Annotated in this window: 20 protein-coding genes; 9 read left to right on the top strand and 11 right to left on the bottom strand. The window is 57.4% G+C overall.

Going from position 1 to position 22,216, the window contains the following annotated elements; translation table 11 throughout:
• Positions 1-43: 43 nt before the first annotated feature.
• The gene (gene argE / locus QFX07_RS00215) at positions 44-1,273 is read left to right on the top strand and encodes an acetylornithine deacetylase (RefSeq protein WP_279754425.1); all 1,230 of its coding nucleotides are present in this window, start codon (positions 44-46) and stop codon (positions 1,271-1,273) included.
• Positions 1,274-1,719: 446 nt separating this feature from the next.
• A complete protein-coding gene (locus QFX07_RS00210; protein WP_279754424.1) occupies positions 1,720-2,325 on the top strand; it encodes an aquaporin in 606 nt (201 codons plus the stop codon).
• Positions 2,326-2,457: 132 nt separating this feature from the next.
• On the opposite strand, the gene QFX07_RS00205 is transcribed toward QFX07_RS00210, so the two are convergent.
• The 7 genes from QFX07_RS00205 to QFX07_RS00175 all read right to left on the bottom strand — a co-directional run bounded on the left by QFX07_RS00205 (position 2,458) and on the right by QFX07_RS00175 (position 10,743).
• Positions 2,458-3,099: a VanZ family protein gene (locus tag QFX07_RS00205; RefSeq protein ID WP_279754423.1), complete on the bottom strand. Its 642-nt coding sequence runs from the start codon at positions 3,097-3,099 to the stop codon at positions 2,458-2,460.
• A gap of 222 nt (positions 3,100-3,321) precedes the next feature.
• The gene (locus QFX07_RS00200; protein WP_279741927.1) at positions 3,322-3,774 is read right to left on the bottom strand and encodes a fluoride efflux transporter FluC; all 453 of its coding nucleotides are present in this window, start codon (positions 3,772-3,774) and stop codon (positions 3,322-3,324) included.
• Entirely contained in the window at positions 3,774-4,229 is a 456-nt protein-coding gene (locus QFX07_RS00195; protein ID WP_279754560.1) for a fluoride efflux transporter FluC, read from the bottom strand. Before QFX07_RS00195 ends, QFX07_RS00200 begins: the two co-directional genes overlap by 1 nt.
• Positions 4,230-4,301: 72 nt before the next feature.
• On the bottom strand, positions 4,302-7,097 hold the full coding sequence (locus QFX07_RS00190) for an MMPL family transporter (RefSeq protein WP_279754422.1): 2,796 nt from the start codon (positions 7,095-7,097) through the stop codon (positions 4,302-4,304).
• 201 nt (positions 7,098-7,298) lie between these two features.
• Positions 7,299-8,000, bottom strand: coding sequence for a TetR/AcrR family transcriptional regulator (locus tag QFX07_RS00185; RefSeq protein ID WP_279741929.1), 702 nt, complete (start codon positions 7,998-8,000; stop codon positions 7,299-7,301).
• A gap of 250 nt (positions 8,001-8,250) precedes the next feature.
• Complete coding sequence (locus tag QFX07_RS00180) at positions 8,251-9,906, bottom strand: sensor histidine kinase (protein ID WP_279754421.1); 1,656 nt, start codon at positions 9,904-9,906, stop codon at positions 8,251-8,253.
• A 93-nt stretch (positions 9,907-9,999) separates the two neighbouring features.
• The gene (locus QFX07_RS00175; protein WP_279741931.1) at positions 10,000-10,743 is read right to left on the bottom strand and encodes a response regulator transcription factor; all 744 of its coding nucleotides are present in this window, start codon (positions 10,741-10,743) and stop codon (positions 10,000-10,002) included.
• A gap of 253 nt (positions 10,744-10,996) precedes the next feature.
• Between QFX07_RS00175 and QFX07_RS00170 the strand changes: the two genes are divergently transcribed.
• The 6 genes from QFX07_RS00170 to QFX07_RS00145 all read left to right on the top strand — a co-directional run bounded on the left by QFX07_RS00170 (position 10,997) and on the right by QFX07_RS00145 (position 16,941).
• Complete coding sequence (locus tag QFX07_RS00170) at positions 10,997-11,866, top strand: PRD domain-containing protein (RefSeq protein WP_279754420.1); 870 nt, start codon at positions 10,997-10,999, stop codon at positions 11,864-11,866.
• 720 nt (positions 11,867-12,586) lie between these two features.
• Positions 12,587-13,567, top strand: a complete 981-nt coding sequence (locus QFX07_RS00165) for a mannose/fructose/sorbose PTS transporter subunit IIA (RefSeq protein ID WP_279754419.1) — start codon at positions 12,587-12,589, stop codon at positions 13,565-13,567.
• On the top strand, positions 13,564-14,433 hold the full coding sequence (locus QFX07_RS00160) for a PTS mannose/fructose/sorbose transporter subunit IIC (RefSeq protein ID WP_279754418.1): 870 nt from the start codon (positions 13,564-13,566) through the stop codon (positions 14,431-14,433). The genes QFX07_RS00165 and QFX07_RS00160 overlap by 4 nt, the downstream gene beginning before the upstream one ends.
• Before the next feature lie 11 nt (positions 14,434-14,444).
• Positions 14,445-15,299 carry a PTS system mannose/fructose/sorbose family transporter subunit IID gene (locus QFX07_RS00155; protein ID WP_279741935.1) on the top strand — a complete coding sequence of 285 codons (855 nt, stop codon included), beginning with the start codon at positions 14,445-14,447 and terminating at the stop codon, positions 15,297-15,299.
• A gap of 182 nt (positions 15,300-15,481) precedes the next feature.
• The gene (locus QFX07_RS00150) at positions 15,482-16,255 is read left to right on the top strand and encodes an HAD family hydrolase (protein WP_279754417.1); all 774 of its coding nucleotides are present in this window, start codon (positions 15,482-15,484) and stop codon (positions 16,253-16,255) included.
• A gap of 161 nt (positions 16,256-16,416) precedes the next feature.
• Positions 16,417-16,941 (top strand): hypothetical protein, encoded by a 525-nt coding sequence (locus tag QFX07_RS00145; protein ID WP_279741937.1) that lies wholly within the window; start codon positions 16,417-16,419, stop codon positions 16,939-16,941.
• Between the two features lie 151 nt (positions 16,942-17,092).
• On the opposite strand, the gene QFX07_RS00140 is transcribed toward QFX07_RS00145, so the two are convergent.
• The 4 genes from QFX07_RS00140 to QFX07_RS00125 form a co-directional block, all read right to left on the bottom strand.
• Positions 17,093-17,458 (bottom strand): ATPase, encoded by a 366-nt coding sequence (locus QFX07_RS00140; RefSeq protein ID WP_279754416.1) that lies wholly within the window; start codon positions 17,456-17,458, stop codon positions 17,093-17,095.
• Positions 17,459-17,469: 11 nt separating this feature from the next.
• On the bottom strand, positions 17,470-17,997 hold the full coding sequence (locus tag QFX07_RS00135) for a hypothetical protein (RefSeq protein WP_279754415.1): 528 nt from the start codon (positions 17,995-17,997) through the stop codon (positions 17,470-17,472).
• A gap of 201 nt (positions 17,998-18,198) precedes the next feature.
• Positions 18,199-19,941 carry a cation:proton antiporter gene (locus QFX07_RS00130; RefSeq protein ID WP_279754414.1) on the bottom strand — a complete coding sequence of 581 codons (1,743 nt, stop codon included), beginning with the start codon at positions 19,939-19,941 and terminating at the stop codon, positions 18,199-18,201.
• A gap of 248 nt (positions 19,942-20,189) precedes the next feature.
• Positions 20,190-21,134: a biotin synthase gene (locus QFX07_RS00125; RefSeq protein ID WP_279754413.1), complete on the bottom strand. Its 945-nt coding sequence runs from the start codon at positions 21,132-21,134 to the stop codon at positions 20,190-20,192.
• 296 nt (positions 21,135-21,430) lie between these two features.
• Between QFX07_RS00125 and QFX07_RS00120 the strand changes: the two genes are divergently transcribed.
• On the top strand, positions 21,431-22,033 hold the full coding sequence (locus tag QFX07_RS00120; RefSeq protein ID WP_279754412.1) for a TetR/AcrR family transcriptional regulator: 603 nt from the start codon (positions 21,431-21,433) through the stop codon (positions 22,031-22,033).
• Positions 22,034-22,216 lie beyond the last annotated feature (183 nt).

Genomic DNA, 22,216 nt, shown 5'->3' with positions numbered 1-22,216 from the left:
CACGATGGCACAGCGCACCCAATACAGCTCAGAAGGAACAGTCATGACGGCTCAGACTACCCAGCCCGCATCCCTCCCCTGGCTCGAAAAGCTCATCGCGATCCCCACTGTCTCCGGAACCTCCAACCTGGAACTCATTGAGCTCGTCGAAGCCGAATTTGCCCGCTACGGCTACAGCGGTGTGCGCACCTACAATGAGGACGGCACCCGCGCTAACCTACTGGTCACGATTCCCGCTACTGACGGCACCACCCGCGGCGGCGTTATCCTCTCCGGCCACACGGACGTTGTACCCGTTGCGGGTCAGGCATGGGACGCAGACCCGTTCACCCTGCGCGTGGAGGGTACCCGCGCCTACGGCCGCGGTGTATGCGACATGAAAGGCTTCCTCGCCGTGGCGCTCTGGCTGCTGCCGCGCGTTGCCGAGGCGAAGCTGCGCACTCCCCTGCACTTCGCGTTCTCCTACGATGAAGAAATCGGTTGCATCGGTGCGCCCTCCCTCATTGAGGAGTTCGTGGCGCGCGACCTCGCCCCCGACTACGCGATTGTTGGTGAGCCCTCCAGCATGCGCATTATCTCCGCGCACAAGGGCGCGCACCGCGGCCGCGTCACCTTCACCGGCGTGCCCAAACACGGCTCCCTGGCAACCCACGGCGTGAATGCGGTCGCCGCAGCCGGCGAATTCATCACCTTCTTCACCGACATGGCGGACCAGTGGGAAGAAGAAGGCCCCTACGACGAGTCGTTCATCATTCCCCACTCCACCGGTAGCGTGAACCTGGCTACTGGCGGTCTGCAGTACAACATCGTCGCCGAGCAGGCGGTCGTAGAGTACGATGTGCGCACCCTGCCGCAGGTGACCACCGAGTCCTTCGTGGAGCGCATTGACCGCGAGCTTTCAGAGGTGATCCTGCCGGATTTGCAGGCACGCGCCGCACGCGCCGAGAAGCTGACCGGCGCACAGCCCGGTAGCCTCACCTCACGCGTGAGTGTGAAGCACGAGCTACTCGCCGCCGTGCCGGGCCTGGGTACCGAAGACGACGCGCCGCTCATTCACCTGGTGCACGAGTGGCTGGGCACCGACGGTGCACCGCAGAAGGTCACCTACGGCACCGAGGCGGGCCAGTTCCAGCGTGCCGGCGTGCAGAGCATCATTTGCGGCCCCGGCGATATTGCCCAGGCGCACACTCCGAACGAGTGGATTGAGCTGGAGCAGTTGAGCGAATGTGAGCGCTTCTTCGAGGCGATTCTCGACTGGGCGAGCGCCAAGTAGTACAAGTAGCAACCGTGTAGCAGCGTAACAGCCAGTCCACGGCGGCTCGCACGAGTTGCCCAAAACCGCCATAACCTAGAAATTCTAGAATCTGCCCGGGCACCCCATTGGGGTGCCCGGGCATTCTGTGCTGATGGCGGGGGCGAGTGTTGATTGAGCCGTGGAATCAACCATGGGGAGAAACCGCAAACTGAGGGAGTGAGTCCACGGTGTGGACTATGACTGGTTTCTCCCTCATCTTCCACATTTATTTTTAAATGAAAAACCCGAAAAATCGCTTATGTATAAGGGTGAAATAACACTAAAGTATTGCCCTCCCAGGGTATTCAGGATTCCATAGATGCCGAAGGTTACACATGCTACCCATGTGGCATAGCACACACAAAATCACACCCCCTCGCGCTCGGCACTGCACCACCTGCACTTCACTACCTGAAGGACATCCCGTGTACACCATCAGCCCCTACCTCGCCGAATTCCTCGGCACGCTCATCATGTGCACCATCGGCTGCGGCGTCATCGCCAACGTCGAACTTCGCCGATCCAAAGGCCACGGCGACAACTTCTTCACCATTGCCTTCGGTTGGGGATTCGCCGTCACCTTCGGTGTCTACGCCTCCCACGCATACTCCGGCGGCCGCCTCAACCCCGCCCGTGACTTCGGTCCGCGCCTCATGCACGCCCTGCTGCCCATCCACGATAAAGGCACTTCGCACTGGTTCTATACGTGGGTTCCGATCTGCGGCCCGATTGCCGGTGGTTTCATGGGTGGCGCGTTCTTCAAGCTCTACTACGAGGGTCAGGTCAGCCCGTGGTTGTTCGTTTCCAGCGCTCTGACGATTGCGATTCTGCATTTTGCGTGGTGGGCCAATAGCCACCTGTACCGCACACCCAGCTCCGAGGTTATCCCCGAGTATGAAGACACCCACGCTACCGCGGCGGCACGCGCGGCAACATACACGCCGACCGGTTCCATGCCGATCCTGATGCCTGAGGAGATCAAGGGCAACCGTAGTATCCGCATCGTCAACCTGGTGACCGAAGACGGCTAGTCTTCCCGTTTGGGAACTTCCCTGTCTAAGGTTTCATCTAGCCGGGTATATCTGAGTAGATTTATCCGGCGAGGTTGCACCTAAAAACAGCGAACCCCTCGCGGAAGGGAGTTTGGGGAGTTTCAGAGGATTCTACGCGGCGGCGTTAGCCATTTCCAGCACCCGGTCATGCTTAGCCGCGCGGCGCTTCTGAATCGCGCGCACCACCCAGATGCAGACCGCGCCAAAGACCGCGCCAGCAGTGTTATTCACAATGTCATCCACATCGAAAGTGCGGTAGGTGAAGCCCGCCAGACCCCAGTTACCGGTCAACTGGCTCAACTCAATAAAGCTCGACAACGCGAAGCCACTCAGCGCCGTGGCGCGCAGACCCCAGCGCAGGCAGCCCGCAGTAAAGAAGCCCAAGGGGATGAACATGGCGACATTGAAGAAGAGCTGCGCATACACGGTGGTTGCGAAGCGGTTCAGACCCATGCCGGCAGTCAGCTCCCACGCCTGCTGCCAGCTCCAGCCCACATAGAAGCGCGGGTAGTACAGCTCAGGGTTCGTGACGCTATTTGCGCCACCAATCGGAGTTAGCGTCAGTGAAAGAATTGAGGCGAGGAACAGCGCGAAGGACGCAGTCAGCAGGTACTGGCGGACGCCGTGCACTCGACCGGTCTTCTTGGCACGCAGGCGCATAGCAATAAATCCGATGATGGAGAGCGCGACTGTGAGTGCCGCAATCTCGATAGCGAAGGTGCCAATCATATGTTTACTGAGTAGTTCCTGCATGCTGTGTGTTCCTTGGGTCGTGAGAGTGATTTATATGAACTCCACCTGTATATATGCCTGTTCTAATATGTATTCTTGATGGTATATAGCGGGTTATTGTTCATACCCGCCGCATATCTTTCACCACCAGTGTAAAAGACTGCCCTATGGCTCACCCTAGGGAAACTGTGAAAAATCTGTACGGCACCCAACACGCCATGAGAATCGCCACAGCTGGTCCCATCAGTACAAAACATCCAACGGAAACACCGGAGCAATATAACGCCCAAAAAGCAACACGAACACGAAGGCACCCGCAATCGCAGCCACCATCGCACCAAGCACCTGCACCAGCCAGAGCATCAGAAACTTCACCATCTTACCCTCAGAGCGGGCAGTCAGTGCTTCCACCATGGCAGTCGAAAATGTCGTAAAGCCACCCAGTAGACCGGTCGTAATCACCGTGCACCAGAACGCCACCTGATCCGTAGCGTTATAGTGAACGCCCAGCGCACGAGGATTAGACACCGGCATAATCAGCAACCCATAGAAGAACGAACCCACCAGGTTAATGACGAACACCGGGCTAATAATCGACAACTCCGTACGCAGGCGAGGCGACATCGCCTTATCCACAAAGAAGCGGGCCATAGCGCCCAGACCGCCGCAGAGGAAAACCATCAGAGCAAAAAACATTAGCGGCCCTCCTCAACATCACTGGCAGGCACCAGACGGAACGCCACAAAACGCCCCATCAGCATGCCCGCAGCGGCGGCAACTAAACCACCCACAAGCAGCACTAGCACCGCCAACACCATATACCCGCTATGCACCGTGTACGGCAGAAAAATCGTCTGCGCTACTACCGCCGCAATTGAAGAATACGTTGTGTATCCACCCATCATACCGGCACCAAACAGTAGGCGGAACGAATGAATCCGATCCTCACCGTCACGGCGCGCGTAGGCATTCCACACCACCGTCAACAGACCCAGCGTGAACGACCCCAGCAGGTTCGCCACCAGCACGCCGCCGGGGGTATACACGCGACACAGCGTACCCGTGCCACCACCTAGAAAGACAAGAAAAGGGGCAGGCACACGGTTCAGAACGCTTCCTATCCTCTGTTGGATACTCGCGCGGCTCCTCATCACCGTGCACCTGCCCTTTCGCATCGCATAAGTATTTAGTGTGCGCTATAGCGCACACTAAATACTTTACTCTTACCCGAGCTTGTTACCCGAGTCAGTAGCAGCAGAGTCGCGCCCATGCTGAATCTTCTCACTCAGTGCGGCGCCCTCAACATCCATATTCGGAGTGAGGCGATCCAGCCACTTCGGCATCCACCACGCCTTATCGCCCAGCAGAGCCATAATCGCCGGGGTCAGCGTCATGCGAACAATGAACGCATCCACGAACACACCGAACGCCAAACCAAAGCCCATCGGGCGGATCATGGTCGAATCAGCAAAGATGAAGCCACCAAACACTGAAATCATGATAATCGCGGCAGCCACCACCACACGCACCGCATGGTTGTAGCCGCTCACAATGGCGGTCGTCGCATCCTTGCCGTGCACGTACGCTTCACGCATACCGGTCACCAGGAACATCTGGTAATCCATGGCAAGACCGAAAAGAATACCGATGAGCAGGGTCGGCAGGAAAGACAGCACCGGACCCGGGTGGTCAACCCCGAAGAGGAAGCTCATGAAGCCTAACTGGTAAATCGACACCACGGCGCCGAAGCTCGCCAGCACCGAGAAAAGGAAGCCCACCGAGGCAACCAGCGGAACCATAATCGAACGGAACACCAGAATCAGCACCAGGAAGGACAGCCCCATTACCACGCCCAGGTACAGGGGTAGCTTCTGGGCAAGCACCTCGGAGACGTCAATATTGCCGCTGGTCTGACCCGCAATGCCGAGAGACACCTTAGAGCCCTGAACCGGAACGGTCACGGAACGCAGCTCGTGGACGAGCTCTTCAGTCTCCACAGAGCTTGCGCTATAGGCAGGAATCACCTGGAAAATCATGAGGGTACGGTCATCGGTCATGCCGCCGGGAACCACAGCCTGCACGTTCGCACCGCCGCGTTCCTTCACCGCAGAGGCGATATCAATTTGCGCCTGCTGAGCATGCTCCTCGCTCATGTTCGCGGGCGTGTGCGCGACCGCAATCAGCGGGGCACTCATACCCTCACCGAACTTGTCCTTGACCAGCGCATACGACTTGTACGCGGCGCTATCGGAGGGGTAGTTCGAGGCGTCCGGCAGGCCCAGGCGCATCTGAGACATGGGGGCGGCAACCGCCAGCAGCGCCAGCGTACCGACCACCAGAGTCAGTAGCGGACGCGCCAGCACGAGGCGCAACCAGCCGTTCGGCTTCTCGGTACGTTCGGCATCCCGCGCGCGGCGTTCCGCAATTTTCTGCGGGGTGTCTATGGAAGCCCACAGCTTCTTCGACATGATTTTGGTACTCGCCAGGGACAGCACCGCCGGGGTAAGCGTCACCGCGATTAGGGCGGCAACAACCACGCAGAACGCAGCGGCATTACCCATCACGCCCAGGAAGGGAATACCGGTCACATTTAGCGCTACGAGTGCAATAATCACAGTGCTCGCCGCAAAAATCACGGCGTTACCGCTCGTGCCGTTCGCCAGGGCAATTGCCTGGATCTTCGGCAGACCGTCCAGCAGGTTCGTGCGGTAGCGGTTCAGAATGAACAGCGAATAGTCGATACCGACCGCCAAGCCAAGCATCAGGCCCAGGGTGTAGGCTGTGGAGCTCATCTCCACAACGGAAGAGAGGGAAAGCGTACCGAGCACACCCACCACCACGCCCACCAGAGACATGAGAATCGGCAGGCCAGCAGCCACGAGGGTGCCGAGCATGACCATGAGCACGATGAAGGCGATGACCATGCCCGCAACCTCACCGGTGTGTGAGCCGCCGCCTAGCGCGGATTCACTCAGATTCACGTCAAACTGGATGATCGCCCCGTGCAGGTTCGCCGACTCGAGATTGGACATGACCTTCTGCAGTTCAGTGGATGGCACCTCGTAAATCTTCTTCTTAAACGAGACAGTCGCAATCGCCGTGGACTGATCCTCAGAGACCATACGGTAGCCGGAGGCAAAGTCGTAGAGCTTCTGCTGGCGCTCTAACTGCTCACGCTGCGCCGGCAGCTCACTCTCAGTCTTCTGCAGCTGGTTGCGTTGCTCATCCAGCTTCTTCTGGCCCTCAGCCAGCTCGTCCTTCTTAGAGGCAATTTCTGCACGGCCCGCATCAACCTGCTTCTGGCTCTCGGTCAGGGTATCGCGTTGCTGATTGAGGGCATCCTGCTGCTCGGTCAGCTGCGCTTGCTGAGCATCGAGTTGCTCGATCGTGGCGGCGGGTGAGCCTGCCGCCTCCGCCTGGGCGTAGCCGCCCTTCAGCTGTGCCTGCGCGTCATCCAGCTGCTTCTGTGCAGAGGCGACCTGCTCCTGACCCGCACTAATCTGTGCTTGTGAGTCGTCGAGTTTCTTCTCGTTGTCGGCAATCTGCTTCATACCTACCTCAAGCTGCGAGGCGGCGGTATTCAGCTGCTTTTTGCCGTCCTCCATCTGGGAGGGGGCGGCGTCAATTTTGGCGTGCGCCTCGTCGAGCCGGGTTTTTGCTTCTGCGAGCTTGGAGGTGGTGGTGAACGGGTCGGTGACCGCATCCACAGAAGGTACCTCACTGGGCAGTGCACGCAGTGCGGTGGAGAATGCCTGCTTCTGCTCTTCGGTGAGGCCGGTGCCATCACCGGTCGTAAGAATGATCTGACCGGAGCCGCGGTTGGCGCTGGGGAAGCGCTGTGCAAGCTCATCGGAGAGCTGCTGGGTCTGCGTTCCAGGCATGGTGAAGGTATTGCTGAGCTTGCCGTGGAACACGGCATAGGCACCCGCTACACCGGCAATGATGAGTGCCCAGATAAGGATGACAGTCCATGCACGACGGGCAGCGGCTTCACCGATGCGGTAGAGCCATGTAGCCATGATTTAGTCCTTTGAAGTTGAGTGAAGAGTAGGGAGCGGTGAGGTGGTTGGGTGCGTGTAGTGTTTGCCCTGCCGTTTTACCGAGCAGTTTTGCCCCGCACTACGAACGCTACTACCTGTTTTGGGCAAAAAATACCCCGCCCCGGGGACCTGTACATGAGTTGCCCGAGCGAGAGTGTTTGAGCGTTGAAGCTATGGGGCTTAGCTTGCGAATTCGCCCTGGACCAGACGACTCAGGTAATCGAGTGCTTCGAGTACGCACTGGCGCATTGTTTCAATGGCGAGCGCTTCGGGGTGGATGCTTTCGGGGGCTTCCACTGAGACCTTGGCGGTTATTTCTTCGGCGCGGGTGAGGTAGTAGTAGATGCCTTCACCAATGGTTTCGGAGAGGTTGGAGGCGAAGACTGCCACGCGCAGGTATGGCAGGTCAGGGTATGCCGCGAGGTACTGTTCGAGGAAGATGTCGTAGGTGCGCTCAAGGATGACGTGCGAGTATTCTTCGAACTTCGCGGGGCTGTCCATTTCGAGGGCGTAGAGCAGGTGTACGAAGGGTGCGATGTACTCTTCGAGGGTGTTGCTCATGAAGACCTTGCGGGCGATGGAGAGCATTTCGGCTTCCATGCTTGCGTTTTCACCGGAGACGGTGAAGTCGCATTTTTCGAAGATGCGATTGAAGTACTGGTTCATGCGGGTGACCAGCACGTCGTCTACGGAGGCGAAGTGGTTGAAGATGGTGCGGCGGGAGACGCCTGCGCGTTCTGCGAGTGCTTCTGTGTTGAGGGCGCCGTAGCCGCCCTCAAGGATGAGGGATTCTGCTGCCTCAACGATTGCAATGCGGTTCTCTGCCTTGCGGGCGGAACGCTTGTCCGTGATGTTTGCGGGGGATTCAACAAGATTAGCCATGCTTTTTACAATACGCGCAATGTTTCACTGAGAGTAACTATTTGGGGGTTAGATTCACCATATATTTGCACTCGAGGCAATAAACTTGAGGTGAAGATTTAATGTTTAATCAATATGTGATTTAGTATTTTAGCCTGCCAGAACGCTAGAACACCCTAAAAAACACACCAAAGGGGTGAGGAGCGCACAACACACCCCACCCTCGAGCGCTCACCCGGCTACCCGCTCAGCGAGCCACCAAGCAGGTGCGTTAGGCGCGCGCCGCTTCTAAAGGCAGACGCACCGTAAAGACCGTATGCCCAGGCTGGCTCTGCACCTGAATCGAACCGCCGTGCGCCTGCACAATCGCCTGCACAATCGCCAACCCCAGACCAGTGGTTCCAACCGAACCGGAGCGTGCCTTATCGGCGCGGGTGAAGCGGTCAAAAATCTTCGGCAAGAAGTCAGGGGCAATACCCGGACCGTTATCACTCACAGTCACTACAGCTTCACGGCGTGCAGTATCCACAGCCAGGCCCGCAGTCACACGCGTACCTTCATCGGTGTGCTTGCGGGCATTCGAGAGCAGGTTCAAGATGACGCGTTGAATCTGGGATCGATCCGCCACGACCTCAACCGGCTCGTCGGATAGGTTCAGGTGCCATTCGTGGGTGCGCGCGGCAGCCTGCATGTCGGAGGTACATTCAAGCACCAGTTCAGTCAGATCGACGAGCTCAAACTTGGGTTCACGGCCTTCATCCAGGCGAGCGAGGGTCAGCAGGTCCTCCACGAGGCGTGACATACGTTCGGTCTGCGAGTCGATACGCGCCAGGGAGGATTTACCGGATTCACTGAGCGGCTCGGTCCAGCGGAGCATGTCGGAGTACCCCTTAATGGCGGCAAGGGGCGTGCGCAGCTCGTGGGAGGCGTCCGCAATGAAGGCCCGAATCTGGTGTTCAGTCCGTTCGCGCACCTCGAGGGCGGAGTTCACGTTATCCAGCAGCTGATTGAGGGCGTAGCCCACGGCACCCACTTCGGTGCGCGGGTCGGAATCGCGCGGTTCCACTCGCACCGCCGAGGAGATGGTGTGCTCTTCCAGGTCCAGGTGCGCCACATCGGTTGCCACCGCGGAGACTCGCTCCAGGGGCTTCATGGTGCCGCGAATAATGTAGGAGCCCGCTACACCGGCACCAACCATCACGGCGATGGAACCGAGGGCTACCACAATCACGAAGATAGTGAGGGTCTGTTGCACGTTGGCGAGCGGAATACCAACCACCTGGGCGTCGGCGCTGCTATTAGCCTTCGGGGTGATTTTCACGAGGTACAGGCCGGATTCCAGCTTGATCTCTCGGACTTCCTCTTTGGTGGCGTTGAGTGCCATGGTTCCGAGGGTTACCTGGTCGTTGGTGGAGAGGGTTTGTACGGTGCCCTCCTTGGTGAGCTTGCTGGCGATTTCTACGGCACCTTCGGATTCCACGCAGGTGATGATAGTTCCGGACGCCTGACCGGGCGCAAAGAGGGAGCTGCTCTTCTGCAGGTCACTGCAGTCCACTTCTTCTCGCTTGCCGTCTCGGGAGGTCGGCTGCACTACGCGGTGGCTGGTTTCTTTGAGGTCGCTTTGTGCCTGCTGGTAGAGGGAGTTCTGCAGGGTCACGTAGGTGGACAGGCCGATGATGAGGCATGCAATGCCGAGGGCTGTCACGAGGATGGCGATAAGGCGCGAACGAAGGTGGGGCACGTACCCGAGTTCTTCGGGGGATGCCTCGGGGTTCCTCATACTCTTCCAGGCGGCGCGTAGGCGCACGAAGAAGTTCGTGCGGGAAGGTGCGGCACCGTCTCGTGCGGGGGTACCCGCGCGCAGGGAGCGGGTTGCTTCGTTATCCGGGGAGGCGGGTTCACCGGGTGAGTAGAAGCCCACGAACATCCTTTCTTTCTGTATTCGAAATACGGAATATAACTGATACGGCGCAGCATAACCGAGTGTTATACCGCGCCATATGAAGAGCAGAGAATAAACTTAGACGGCGGGACGTAGCACGTAACCAGCACCGCGCACGGTGTGAATCATTGGTTCACGGCCCACATCAATCTTCTTACGCAGGTACGAGATGTACAGCTCCACAATATTTGCCTGACCACCAAAATCGTAGTTCCAGACATTATCAAGAATCTGACTCTTGGAGACCACGCGCTTCGCGTTCTCCATGAGGTAGCGCAGCAGGTCGAACTGGGTTGCGGTGAGGTTGATCTGCTCACCACCGCGGGTCACCTCGCGGGTGTCCTGGTTCAGCACCAGATCGCCGACGACCAGCTCAGCGTCGTCAATGGCAGCAACACCTGAGCGCTGCACCAGGCGGTGCAGACGAATCATAACTTCTTCCATGGAGAAGGGCTTGGTCACGTAGTCGTCCGCACCAGCGGCAAGGCCTTCGATACGGTTATCGACTGAATCCTTAGCGGTCAGGAAGAGGCAGGGAACTTCGGGGTAGAACTTGCGGATACGGGAGAGCAACTCAAGGCCGTCGAAGCCGGGCATCATAATATCCAGCACGAGCACATCGGGACGCCAATCGCGGGCAATCGCGAGCGCGGAGGGGCCATCACCTGCGGACTGCACCTCCCAGCCAATCATTTTCAAACCCATGCTGACGAGTTCTTTGAGCATCTCCTCGTCATCAACAACGAGGGCGCGGATGGGGCTACCATCCGGGTGCTCTAGCGCGGGAAGACTCTTTGCGATTTCGGTTGCTTTACTGCTCATGTGATTAAGGGTATCGCGATTTTAGGGTTCGCGGCGGGGCGGGAGTCGGTTTTCAGTCGCAAACTTATGGAATGCTTACCTTCATCACAGTTGGGACACAGCTTTACCCCACATTTGCGCGTTAACCCTTTATGACGGTTTCAAACTTTCGGTAGAATTTGTACTAGCTTAGGTAACACTCAATCACCTTGCGTATCTTTTGATTTTGCCATTTCTGCTCTGGCGACCCAACACCCATGAAGGAGGATGACGCATGCGCATTAGCCGCATTTATAACAATAATGTTGTCCTCACTGTGGATCATTACGGCAAGGAGTCCGTGATGATTGGTCGCGGCATTGCTTTTGGTAAGCGTAAGGGTCAGCTGATTGACCCGTCTGCGGTGGAGCAGACCTTTGTGCCGGAGCAGGGCATGTCGGGTGAGCGTCTGAGTATGACCCTGTCTGAGATTCCGGCGGAGATTCTGTCGATTGCCACTCTTCTGGAGTCGAAGGTGCGCGCCGAGGGTGTGTTGGAGCTATCGAACTCGTTTATTCTTCCGCTGGCTGATCACCTGCACTATGCGGTGGTTCGTGCGCGTGATGGAGTTCGGGTGGAGTATCCGCTTGCCCCGGAGGTGGCTGTTCTCTACCCGCGCGAGGTGGAGTACGGCCGCGCGGTTTTGAAGATGGTTCGCGAGCGCCTGCAGGTTGAGCTAGACCCGAATGAGGCTATTCCTTTGGCGTTGCACCTTGTCAACGCACAATTTGCGACAGCGGATATGTCTCAGGCATTTCGCATGACTGAGGTTTTCGCGCAGGTTTTTGAAATTATTGAGGCAAGCTATGAGCGGACCATTAATCCCGACTCGATGAGCGCGGCACGTTTTGTGACGCATCTACGGTACTTATTTGTGCGGGCGAGCCGCGCCTCCGCAAATCGCACGGAGGATGTTGATGAGGTGTCGCAGCCGAGTTTGTTGGCGGCTCTTCGTGCGGATGCACCGCGCGCCTACGCGTGTGCACAGAAGGTTTTGTTGGTGCTGCAGATGCAGTTGAAGCAGAGCCTGACTCGTGATGAGTTGACGTATTTGACGATTCATATTGCGCGTCTGGCGCGGGATATGTGGGGCATTAACGCGTAACGCATGTGCAGAAAGCAACCGGGGGCTCTCCGTCGCTTTTTCTATGCTCTGAAATATATACCCCGAATTCTATACTTCTGAATCCCGGTGAGGGGTTCGGGCGGGGGATTTGGGAGTGAAGGTTTTAGAGAGGTGTTACCAGGTGGAATGTGGTATTTAAAGGTGAGCTGCTATTTATATATACAACCTGTCACTAAAATGCTGTTTGCCGAGTTTTTCACACATTAGCGCATTGATTTAAATTTTTAAATGATGGTTCATGTCGGTACATTCCAGAAATATCATTCTGTGGACAGGCCGCAAGAAAATGTGGGTTTTTTATAAATCCCACACCTTTTGATCTGTGCGCCGATTTTTTATTCAATATTTTCATCGTAAATCTTTTTCTCGCACCCTTGGGATCCAAATATTGCACATCACGTGCCTCGTCAGTCCACTTGCAAAATGTCCAGGCTCTCAATTTTTCACAAAAATAACACTCCGCCTCTCACACTGGCAATCTTTTTCGGTGTTCTGTTTAAAATTTTTGGGCCCCGGTAATAAATACGTGTTTTGACACCAAAAACCCATATTCCAACACTTGAAAAAATGTCACCCGAACCTAAAGTGTGCATAGCCAGAAAAACCCCACAAAACACACAATATACATGTTACTATCTGAGAATTATGAGGCTCCTCATGGGCCACTACACACCATGTCACGAACACGAGAGGACCACTATGGTCACTATCATTGTGGCGGCACACGGCGAGTCGGCTCCGGCTCTGCTGAAGACCGCCGGCATGATCCTCGGTAACTTCGAAAACGTCCACCCGGTCACGTTCCTGCCGGGTCAGGGCCCCGAAGATCTCATCGAAGAGTACACCCGCATAGTTGAGGCATCTGAAGCAGAAGAAACCCTGCTGCTGGTCGACCTCTTCGGCGGTAGCCCCTACAACGCCGGTGCGCAGTTTGCAGCCACCCGCGAAGGTGTCGACGTCGTCTCCGGTGTCAACGTACCGATGCTTATCGAGGTCATCTCCAGCGCAGGCCGTAAGAACGCAACCCTCAAGTCCCTGGTCGCTAAGGCTCACAAGGCTGGCACTAAGGGTATTCGCTCCTTCCAGGAGGCAAACCAGCCCGTAGCCACTAAGCCCGCCGAGGCGAAGCCCGCAGAGACCAAGGCGGTCGAGGTTCCGGCTGCTCAACAGGTTCCCGGCGGCACCATGGACGCTATCTTCACCCGCATCGACTCCCGCCTGATTCACGGTCAGGTGGCAGGCACCTGGGTTCCCCATATCGCACCGCAGACCTTCATCGCGGCATCCGATAATGCGGCACACGATCAGCTGCGCAAGTCCCTGCTGCTGCAGGTCGCACCGACCAGCGTGAAGACCAACGTCCTGGACATCGCTAAGGCGGGCCGCGTGTACAACAACCCTAAGTACACCGGCATGAAGACCATGTTCGTCGTGGAATCCCCCGTTGACGTGGTGCGACTGCTCGACGAAGGTGTCAAAATCAACGAAGTGAACGTTGGTGGCGTCACCTTCAAGACCGGTATGGTTCAGCTTTCGGACGCGGTGTACGCCTCCGAGGAGCATCTGGATGCTTACCGTGAACTTATTAAGCGCGGTGTGAAGCTGACGGTGCAGCAGCTGCCCAACCATTCCCCGGTTGATTTGAAAAAGATCCTCAAGCAGAAAGGCCTGGACGCATGAGCGCCCTGACGTTTATTCTCGTTGTTCTCGTGGCGTTCATTGCGGGCGTCGCATCCGTGGTGGACGAGCGTCAGTTCCACCGCCCTCTGGTCGCTTGTACCCTGATGGGCCTCGCACTGGGGGACCCGACTACCGGCATTATGCTCGGTGGCGCACTGGAGCTCATCGCCCTAGGCTGGATGAATGTTGGTGCGGCGATGGCTCCCGACTCGGCTCTGGCATCCACCATCTCCGCTGTCGTTGTGATTCAGGGTCACCAGGACATCACCACCGGTATTGCTATTGCTGTGCCGCTGGCTGCAGCAGGTCAGGTTCTGACCATTTTCGTTCGTACCATTACGGTGTTCTTCCAGCATCAGGCTGATAATTTCGCGAAGACGGCAAACTTCCGCGGTATTGAGTTGATGCATATCAGCGGTATGGCTCTGCAGGGTCTGCGTGTTGCTATTCCGACCGCTATTGTGGCTCTGATTAGCTCCGATGAGCTGACCCGCCTGCTGGGCATGATTCCTGCCGAGGTGACCACCGGTCTGCGTATCGCCGGTGGCATGATTACCGTGGTCGGTTTCGCAATGGTTATCAACATGATGCGTTCGAAGGCTCTCATGCCCTTCTTCTTCCTTGGTTTCATCGCTGCTGCCGCTATCCCGGCAACCCAGTCGATTTCAATTGCTGGCACCGAGGGCGCAAAGGACCTCATCGCAACCCTGTCCGGTCAGGCACAGTTCAACCTGGTTGCTATCGGTATTGTGGGCGCTTGCCTGGGTCTGCTGTACACCCAGCTGAACCCGCTCTTCCATAAGAGTGAGGCACCCGCCGTAGCACCGGCAGCCGCAGCAAACGACTTTGATAACGAGCTCGAGTAAGGAGCATCATCATGACTGAGAACAAGAACGTCGAGCTCGTTGAAGTTCCCGAGCTCACACAGCGCGATAAGGTCGAAACCTACATCCGCTCCACCTTCCTGCTTGGTTCGTTCAACTTTGAGCGTATGCAGTCCATCGGTTTCGCGGTTTCCATGATTCCGGCGATTAAGCGCTTCTACACCAAGAAGGAAGACCAGGCAGAGGCGCTGACCCGCCACCTGGAGTTCTTCAACACCCAGCCGTGGGTTGCATCCTCGATTATGGGTGTGACCGCTGCGATGGAACGTGAGAAGGCAGCCGGTAAGGACATTGACGAAGCCGCTATCACCAACGTGAAGGTGGGTCTGATGGGCCCGCTGGCTGGTGTCGGTGACCCGATTTACTGGGGTACCGCACGTATTGTGCTGGCTGCTCTGGGTGCTTCCCTGGCGGTGACCGGTAATATCCTGGGCCCGCTGCTGTTCTTCTTTGGTCTGACCGCGATTCGCTGGGCAACCCGCTGGTACGGCTTCAAGTACGGTTATGAGAAGGGTACCCAGATTGTGACTGAGGCGGGCGGTAATACCCTGCAGAAGATCACTCAGGGCGCTTCCGTGATGGGTCTGTTCGTGATGGGCGCGCTGGTGTACCGCTGGACAAGTGTGAACATTCCGTTGCCGCTGACCAGCTACAAGAACCAGGCGGGCGCTATGGTGGATGTGACCGTTCAGTCTGTGTTGAACGATCTGCTGCCGGGCCTTGCATCGCTGGGTCTGTGCTTCCTGTGCATGTGGCTACTGAAGAAGAAGGTCAATGCTATTTGGTTGATTTTCGCCCTGTTTGCCGTGGGTATCTTCGGTTCTTACCTGGGCTTCCTGGCTCTCTAAGAATTCGGGAATGAGCCCATTCACTCTTCATTGAAGGCGTGAAGTTCACAGGCTATATCTCATATGGAGGGGATGCGGTCGGTACACTGAGAGGTGCCGGCCGCATCCCTATTTTTGCGCAGGTTTATGCTGGGGGCGGTGTATGCGAACTATTGGCGCAGCCCTCCCGCGAAGGAGTTTCGATGACCAAGTTGATGGCTTTCGATCTTGACGGCACGATCCTGTTTAACCGTGCCGTGGACCCTGCCAATGAGCAGGCGATTGCCCGCTGGCAGGCGGAGGGTAACCTGGCGGTCTCGTGCACGGGTAAGAGTATTTTTGCCGCTCAGCTGGCATTGAACCCGACCGCCATCCGCTTTGATTACCACGTGCTGTACACGGGTGCGGTGATTACTGACCGGCAGTACCGGGTAATTTACCATCAGCCTCTTCCGGTAAGTATTGTGCAGGCGTGCTACGAGCATTTCAGCACGGTGGACGGCGTGGCACTATTCGCGACCACCTTGGATAACGATTACAGCCTCTGCGATAGGGTGGGGTCCTCGACGAATATTCTGCCGAAGTTCACTCCCCTACCGGCTAATGACCTGCAGAACCACGAGTACGTGGGTGTGCCCCTATGGATTCCGGATGCGCAGGTCCGCCAGGCAGCGTACACCTGGATTCTGGAGCGTTTTGGTGATTCGGTGGACTGCCATAAGAACCAGGATTTCCTGGATATTGTGCCGCCCACCTGCACCAAGGGCACCGGCCTGCAGCATCTGGTGGAGTACCTACAGACTGAGCGTCCGGGTAGCTCCTATGAAGTGCATACGATTGGTGATTCGTGGAACGATATCGACATGCACCGCTACGCTGACCGTTCGGCGTCGTTCAGTTACTCCCCCGATGATGTTAAAGCTGTCACCACCGATTGTGTGGATAAGGCGTACGAGTTTATTGAGACTTCCCTGTAGAAGCTCCCGAGGTGGCGTTCAGGCGCGGCAAGTACTGAACGCCTGCCAGCCGCTTCCGTGTACTTGTCGCTTCTCTCGCATGTACTCGCCGCCTACTCCCCCCGTTTCACGTGAAACACCCACTTTCCCATTACTCCCCGTGTATCCCCGTAAGGTTTTCTATGTGCCCTTCCGCTTCTCAGCCCCGTAAGAACCAGACCGGCAAGTATCAGTATCCCAAGAGCCAGTCTCAGAAGAGCCCGCAGGTCGATTCTGCCCAGTCTTACGACCCATCCAGCTTCTCTGACACCTTCCGCGCTATGGCGCGTGAATCACTCGTGAAGAACCAGAAGAGCCGCCCGAACTCCCCCATCGTCTCGATTTCCCCGGCGCTGATTATTTTGAGCGCTATTACGGCGGCACTGTACGGACTGTGGCAGAGCTGGGCGTGCCTCATCCCGCTGGTGCTGATTCTGGCGCTCATGTGGGTGCGGTACACAATGCAGCGTCAGGTGCTCAACGATTTTGCGGAGCTGGAGGCGGCACGCACCGCATGGAAAAAGACCCGCGACCGCCAATATCTGGAGCTGATGGCAGCGCAGTCAGCGCGCATCCTAGATGAGAATAAGGCGCTGACCAAGCAGGCTCGTGCACATGTGCAGGAGTACGCTGATTTCGCGGCACAGAAGCTGGGCACTCAGCGCTAAAGACCCCGCTGCGCTAACTCGCCTCTCCCCCCTCCAAAAAGTATTCGCCTAGCGTCGAGTGAGGTGAACGTTGAGGCACAATACAAAAGACCGTAACCACTGCCCCATACGGGGAGGCGGTTACGGTCTTTACGTCTTAGGGGAATACACCCTAGTTGGTCTTCTGCTCGGGTGCCTCAACGTGCTCTTCTGCGGCTTCCTCGACAGACTCCGCGGATTCTTCGTCTGCTTCCTCAGTGACCGGGGCGTCGCCAGCAGCCGGAGCCTCGTCCACTCGTTGCACCACAGCGGGGCGGTAATCAAAGCTGCGGCGGGTGCCTCGGGTTACCTTCGCGTCAAGGGTGTACAGCTGCTCGCGGTTCGTCAGCACCACCAGGGTCATGGCATTCAGGCAGACACCCACAATGCACAGAATCCAACCGATCAGCATGAACCGACCACCGGAAAGTACCGCTCCGGAAAGCATCAGGGCGATAGAGGCGAGATACGCCGGGGAGAGCAAAAACTTCGTATTCACTACCGACCTACCTAGCGTGCGTTGGAGCGAGGCTTAGGGGCGCGACCCGAACGGTGGCGCGAGGGCAGAACGCTCATGCGACCGGAGGCACGCTCAACAATCGGCTGGGACTCGGTGGGCTCCTCCTCACGAACCTCGGTAGCCTCTGCAGTTTCAGCGTGCTCGGTTGCCTCAACAGCCTCAGCAGCTTCAGTTGGAGCCACTTCCTGATCAGCCTCTGCGGTTGCTTCCACTGACTGCTCAGCAGCTTCGTGCTCAGCTGCTTCTCGTTCTTCGCGGCGGTGCTCAGCGCGCCCGCGGATGCGGTTCTCCACGGAGGACTCGAAACCGTCCAGGTTGGTAACCAGTGCGGGAGTCGGGTTACCCTTCGCCTTACCCACGGACAGCAGAAAAGCAAGAACGTTCAGACCCAATGCAAGGATGAGAAGGATCCAGCCGAACCAAAGAAGCCAGGGAATAGAGGATCCGACCATGAGCGCGCCACAAAAAATCACGCCGAGGGAGGTCAGGTACGCAGGCGAGAGAGTCTTGAAGTCCATATCTACTTTCAATGTATTCGTGAGTTTGAGAGAGCTAACGTACGTTCACTACGTTTCCTGTCTCATTTTAGGTGATAGTTGAGGCTTAATCTGCCTCTACCCCCGTCTATCGCCTGTGAGCTAAAGAGGAAGGACAGTCTAACTTGCGGGCGGTAGGCAGGGGCAGAAACGTGGCGTTCGGGTACGCGGTGAGGGTTCCCGCTAGGACTTGGGGGTTACCTCGCTTGTGACCAGGGGCGAGGCGGGCGCGTTCTCCACCACGGGGATTGCGCGGGTACTCAAGGTGCCCTGGTACTTCTTCCAGAGGTTGTAGCGTTCCATAGCGACCGCGCCGGCGGTCATAGCGGGCAGAATGAACACGCCGGAGGAGCGGATGCTTTCAGCCTGCGCCAGGATGTCCAGTTTACGCACCACGCGGGTCACGTCGTGGGAGTCGTAGCGGTCCTGCGCCGCAATGACCTCGTTCTGCGCGGCGACGAGGGCGGCGTCACGCAGGCGCACGAAGTCATTTCTCTTGCCCTTGATCTTCTCCATGTGCTGCTTATATTCTTCGGGCAGTGCTTCACTGATTTCATCGCGGCGGGTAATGGCGGAGCACATTTCCATCACGCGAGCGTAGGTCTCAGGGTCGGTGCTTGCCTTCGCCTCTGCCTGCAGTGCTTCAAGGGCGGCGTCCTGCGCAATCTTGAGTAGTTCGGGTACTGCAGTTTCTTCTTCATGGTTAGCCCGCACGCCAAGGACCTTCACGAGCATGGGCAGAGTCAGGCCGGGCAGCACAAGGGTGAAGAAGAGTACGGAGAGCATCATGACGATAGCATCCTGGCGGACCTGTTCAGTGCCGTTGACCACGGGGATGGACAGAGCAAGAATCAGGGTCACGAGGCCTCGCATGCCGGACCAGGTCATGACGATAACTTCGGCGAAACTTTCGGGGGCGCCCTCGTGGATGGGGCTCTTGCGTCCTGCCAGCCAGACAATGGTAAACCAAATGAGGCGTACCAGGATGGCGACCAGGGCGACCAGGGCACCGTCAGCGAGGAGGCCAGTGATGCGGGAGGGGTCGGCGGTGGCGATAATGTTGCTTTCCTGCAGGCCAATGAGACCGAAGGCGACACCGGTCATGAGCAGCTCAATAATCTGCCAGAAGGAAGTGGAGGAGAGGCGTTCTTCCGCTTCAAGTGCCGCCATGTACTTGGTGCTGGTGAACTGGATAGCGCCGATAACCACGGCAATAACGCCGGAGGCGTGCACACTTTCAGCAGCGAGGTAGGCACCGAAGGGAATCACGAGGGTCACGGCGTTGCTGGTGACCACGTCGTGGGCACGCTGGCGAACGTAGCCGCCGAGCCAACCGAAGATGTAACCAATAATGACCGCCAGGATTGAGCCAAGCACAAAGTCTTTGGCAACGGAGAGCGGGTCAATGTGGTGGCCGCTGGTCATGGAGTGGATTGCGGCGTGGAAAAGAACGATTGCGATAGCGTCGTTGAAGCTACCTTCGGTCTGCAGAGTGCCGATGAGGCGGCGGGGAATACCTACGGGCTCAGCCACTGCCTCCACGGCGACGGGGTCGGGTGGGGAAACGGCTGCGCCCACAGCAAGGGCGACGGCGGTGGTCATGCCGGGGACCCACCACATGGTGGCGCCGGCAATTGCCAGGGCGGAGACGGTGGTGAGCAGTACCGAGTAGAGCAGTACGGATTTCCAGCGGCGACGCAGGGTGCCCCAGGAGAATTTAACGCCAATGGCCCACAGCAGTGGCGGAAGGAAGATTGGCAGGATGATGTCACTGTCGACAGTAAGGTCCGGTCGGTTGGGGATGAAGAGCGCGGCGGCACCGAGCAGGGTCATCATGACCGGCCAGGGGAGGTTGAGTCGATCACCGACGCTGACCATGAACACGGTCGCAATGAGGATGATGACGATAACGGAGAGGTAAAGCATTAGTCCGGTATTGTTCCTTTCGCGCGGCTAGGATTAGTCGGCTACGTCTTTCTACTCTACCGGAGCGGTGCATATCGCTTTTGGGATATGGGGTTTTGTAGCGTTTATTGTGGTGTTGTTTACCTCTAAGCCTAATGTCTTGTGTGGAATATAGAGTTTTCCCCTGAATATCCTTGCTTTTCGGCAGGTTATTCAGGGGAAAATTCCATATTTAGAATATGTCGATTAGGGTAGTTACCTTTAGCGGGCTACTTGGAGCCGCAACCGCCAGCGCCACAGCCGCAACCACCAACGGGAGCTTCCTCCACGACCGGCTCGGGCTCGTCGTGGCTACCGCAGCAGCCACCCTTTTCTTCCTTGGGCTCGTCGTGGCCGCCACAGCAGCCGCCATGGGAGTGGCCGTGAGGCTCAGCCGGAGCTTCAGCGGAGGAACCGCATCCGCCCGAGCCACAGCCGCAACCACCGGTGGAAGGTGCCGGCTCATCGTGGCTACAGCAGCCACCCGAACCGCAACCGCAGCCGCCACCGTCAACCGAGCCGCAGGCGGAGCCGCGTGCGTCGCGGTGACCCATGAGGTCCACGCCGAGGTCGGAGAGGTAGCGCAGGTAACCTGCGAGAGCGTCGCGTCCACCGGTGCCGGAAATGACGATGCCGCCGTGGCGTAGTGCCTTGAGCACCTCGTTGACCATGGGCCACTGCTCGATGTCGTCGGTAATGGTGATAGCGCTGACCACGTGCATTGCGAGGGAGGTCAGCGAGCGCAGGGACTGTTCGTAGCCTTCGGGCAGGTGAATGACCTTGGCGGGTGCTGCTAGGCGCAGGATGGACAGTACGCGCATGAGCATCATGGGCACTGCATTTTCGGGCAGCAGTACGGTCACGCCGATTGCGGAGGATTCTGCAATACGTTCGATGGCTGCCGCGAGTTCTTCGGAGTCGATGTCGCGGGAGATATCCAGAACTTCGTAGGATTCCACGGCGATGGAGCGGGTACCCAGCGCATCGGCGAGCGCTTCATCTTTAGTGTGGATCGCAATCATGTTGCGGAATTCGTTGCGGCGCACTACGGAGGCTGCCTCGATGAGAGCGAAGTCCTGGCCTTCACCGTCCACGAGGAGGGTGTGGATTTCTTCGCGGTTGAGGCCTTCGCCTGCGGTGGCGCGCTCGATTAGTTCAGAAAATGCGTTGCTCATACCGAATATTAAACACCCCCTTTTGCCCTGTGCGCCCGCGAGGTTTGCCTGTCTTGGCGGTTTTGGGCGGTTTAAGACGTGTTTTTATGCCAAGAGCGTGGGAGTGACTGTTTTTCTCTGCTTCTTGGGGTGCGCTCTGGTGCAAAACTACCCTTGAAACGCGAAACGTTCGCTCCGGGGGGGGGGGTGAGAATCGACATTCATTTTTGAGGTTATGCCGTGTATTTGCGCGATTTTTGTTTGCGGTGGGGTGCATCTTGCTCACGTTACAGATTTGAACACCCTAAAATGAAAGAGTGGTACTTTCCCGTGAAAAGATTCTAGATACCGCCTACGAGGTCTTGGCGACCTACGGTTTGGCGGACCTTTCCATGCGCCGACTCGCTCAGGAGCTTCACGTGGCTCCCGGCGCTCTGTACTACCACGTGAAGAATAAGCAGCAGCTTCTGATTCTGTTGGCGGATTATATTCTGGCTCGTGCCCCGAAGTCGATGTCTGAGGAGGCTGAAGCGAATCCGGAGGCTATTCGTGCTTCAATGATTCGCCGCGGCGATACGCTGTTCTCCCTGCTCTACCCGATTCGTGAATGCCCTGAGGTGGTGCGCTTGAGTTTGACTCTGCACCCGCGTGAGTTGAAGCCGGTGGTGGCGATGGCTCATGAGTTCCAGGCGCTTGGTTTGGGTCATGCGGAGGCGCTGCGTCGTGCTCGTTTGCTGACTCATATTGCGTTGAGCCTGGTGGAGGAGTATCAGACTCTGCCGCTGATTTCGCCTCAGGAGGCTGTGGCGAGTGGCGATGTTCCTCTGATTGAGAATGCGTTTAACCGTTACCGTCAGGATCTGCTATCTGCCATTGACACGATAATGGTGGTGCAGGAGCCCTATACGCAGGATGCGTAATCGCTTGACCCTTCTTTTGGTTTATTAGTTATGTATGGTGCCCCGTGCCCCCTTGTGGGGTGCGGGGCTTTTGCATGCGTTGGCTTTGAGTGCCCTGCCACACTCTGATACCGGTGCGGTTTGGTGGCTGAGTCGATGTTCGCTGGTTTTCTGTTTTAGTCTAGATGTGACAGGTGCTTATAT

It is taken from the genome of Rothia similimucilaginosa (assembly GCF_029850985.2).
Taxonomy (GTDB): Bacteria; Actinomycetota; Actinomycetes; order Actinomycetales; family Micrococcaceae; genus Rothia.
The sequence above is the reverse complement of the archived record's forward strand: the minus strand, read 5'-3'. Positions and strand labels throughout refer to the sequence as shown.

Excerpts from the sequence above, each read along its gene's own strand:
- argE (WP_279754425.1), top strand. The coding sequence starts at position 44 with ATGACGGCTCAGACTACCCAGCCCGCATCCCTCCCCTGGCTCGAAAAG.
- QFX07_RS00205 (WP_279754423.1), bottom strand. The coding sequence starts at position 3,099 with ATGCAGGAACTACTCAGTAAACATATGATTGGCACCTTCGCTATCGAG.
- QFX07_RS00200 (WP_279741927.1), bottom strand. The coding sequence starts at position 3,774 with ATGTTTTTTGCTCTGATGGTTTTCCTCTGCGGCGGTCTGGGCGCTATG.
- QFX07_RS00195 (WP_279754560.1), bottom strand. The coding sequence starts at position 4,229 with ATGAGGAGCCGCGCGAGTATCCAACAGAGGATAGGAAGCGTTCTGAAC.
- QFX07_RS00190 (WP_279754422.1), bottom strand. The coding sequence starts at position 7,097 with ATGGCTACATGGCTCTACCGCATCGGTGAAGCCGCTGCCCGTCGTGCA.
- QFX07_RS00185 (WP_279741929.1), bottom strand. The coding sequence starts at position 8,000 with ATGGCTAATCTTGTTGAATCCCCCGCAAACATCACGGACAAGCGTTCC.
- QFX07_RS00180 (WP_279754421.1), bottom strand. The coding sequence starts at position 9,906 with ATGTTCGTGGGCTTCTACTCACCCGGTGAACCCGCCTCCCCGGATAAC.
- QFX07_RS00175 (WP_279741931.1), bottom strand. The coding sequence starts at position 10,743 with ATGAGCAGTAAAGCAACCGAAATCGCAAAGAGTCTTCCCGCGCTAGAG.
- QFX07_RS00170 (WP_279754420.1), top strand. The coding sequence starts at position 10,997 with ATGCGCATTAGCCGCATTTATAACAATAATGTTGTCCTCACTGTGGAT.
- QFX07_RS00165 (WP_279754419.1), top strand. The coding sequence starts at position 12,587 with ATGGTCACTATCATTGTGGCGGCACACGGCGAGTCGGCTCCGGCTCTG.
- QFX07_RS00160 (WP_279754418.1), top strand. The coding sequence starts at position 13,564 with ATGAGCGCCCTGACGTTTATTCTCGTTGTTCTCGTGGCGTTCATTGCG.
- QFX07_RS00155 (WP_279741935.1), top strand. The coding sequence starts at position 14,445 with ATGACTGAGAACAAGAACGTCGAGCTCGTTGAAGTTCCCGAGCTCACA.
- QFX07_RS00150 (WP_279754417.1), top strand. The coding sequence starts at position 15,482 with ATGACCAAGTTGATGGCTTTCGATCTTGACGGCACGATCCTGTTTAAC.
- QFX07_RS00145 (WP_279741937.1), top strand. The coding sequence starts at position 16,417 with ATGTGCCCTTCCGCTTCTCAGCCCCGTAAGAACCAGACCGGCAAGTAT.
- QFX07_RS00135 (WP_279754415.1), bottom strand. The coding sequence starts at position 17,997 with ATGGACTTCAAGACTCTCTCGCCTGCGTACCTGACCTCCCTCGGCGTG.
- QFX07_RS00130 (WP_279754414.1), bottom strand. The coding sequence starts at position 19,941 with ATGCTTTACCTCTCCGTTATCGTCATCATCCTCATTGCGACCGTGTTC.
- QFX07_RS00125 (WP_279754413.1), bottom strand. The coding sequence starts at position 21,134 with ATGAGCAACGCATTTTCTGAACTAATCGAGCGCGCCACCGCAGGCGAA.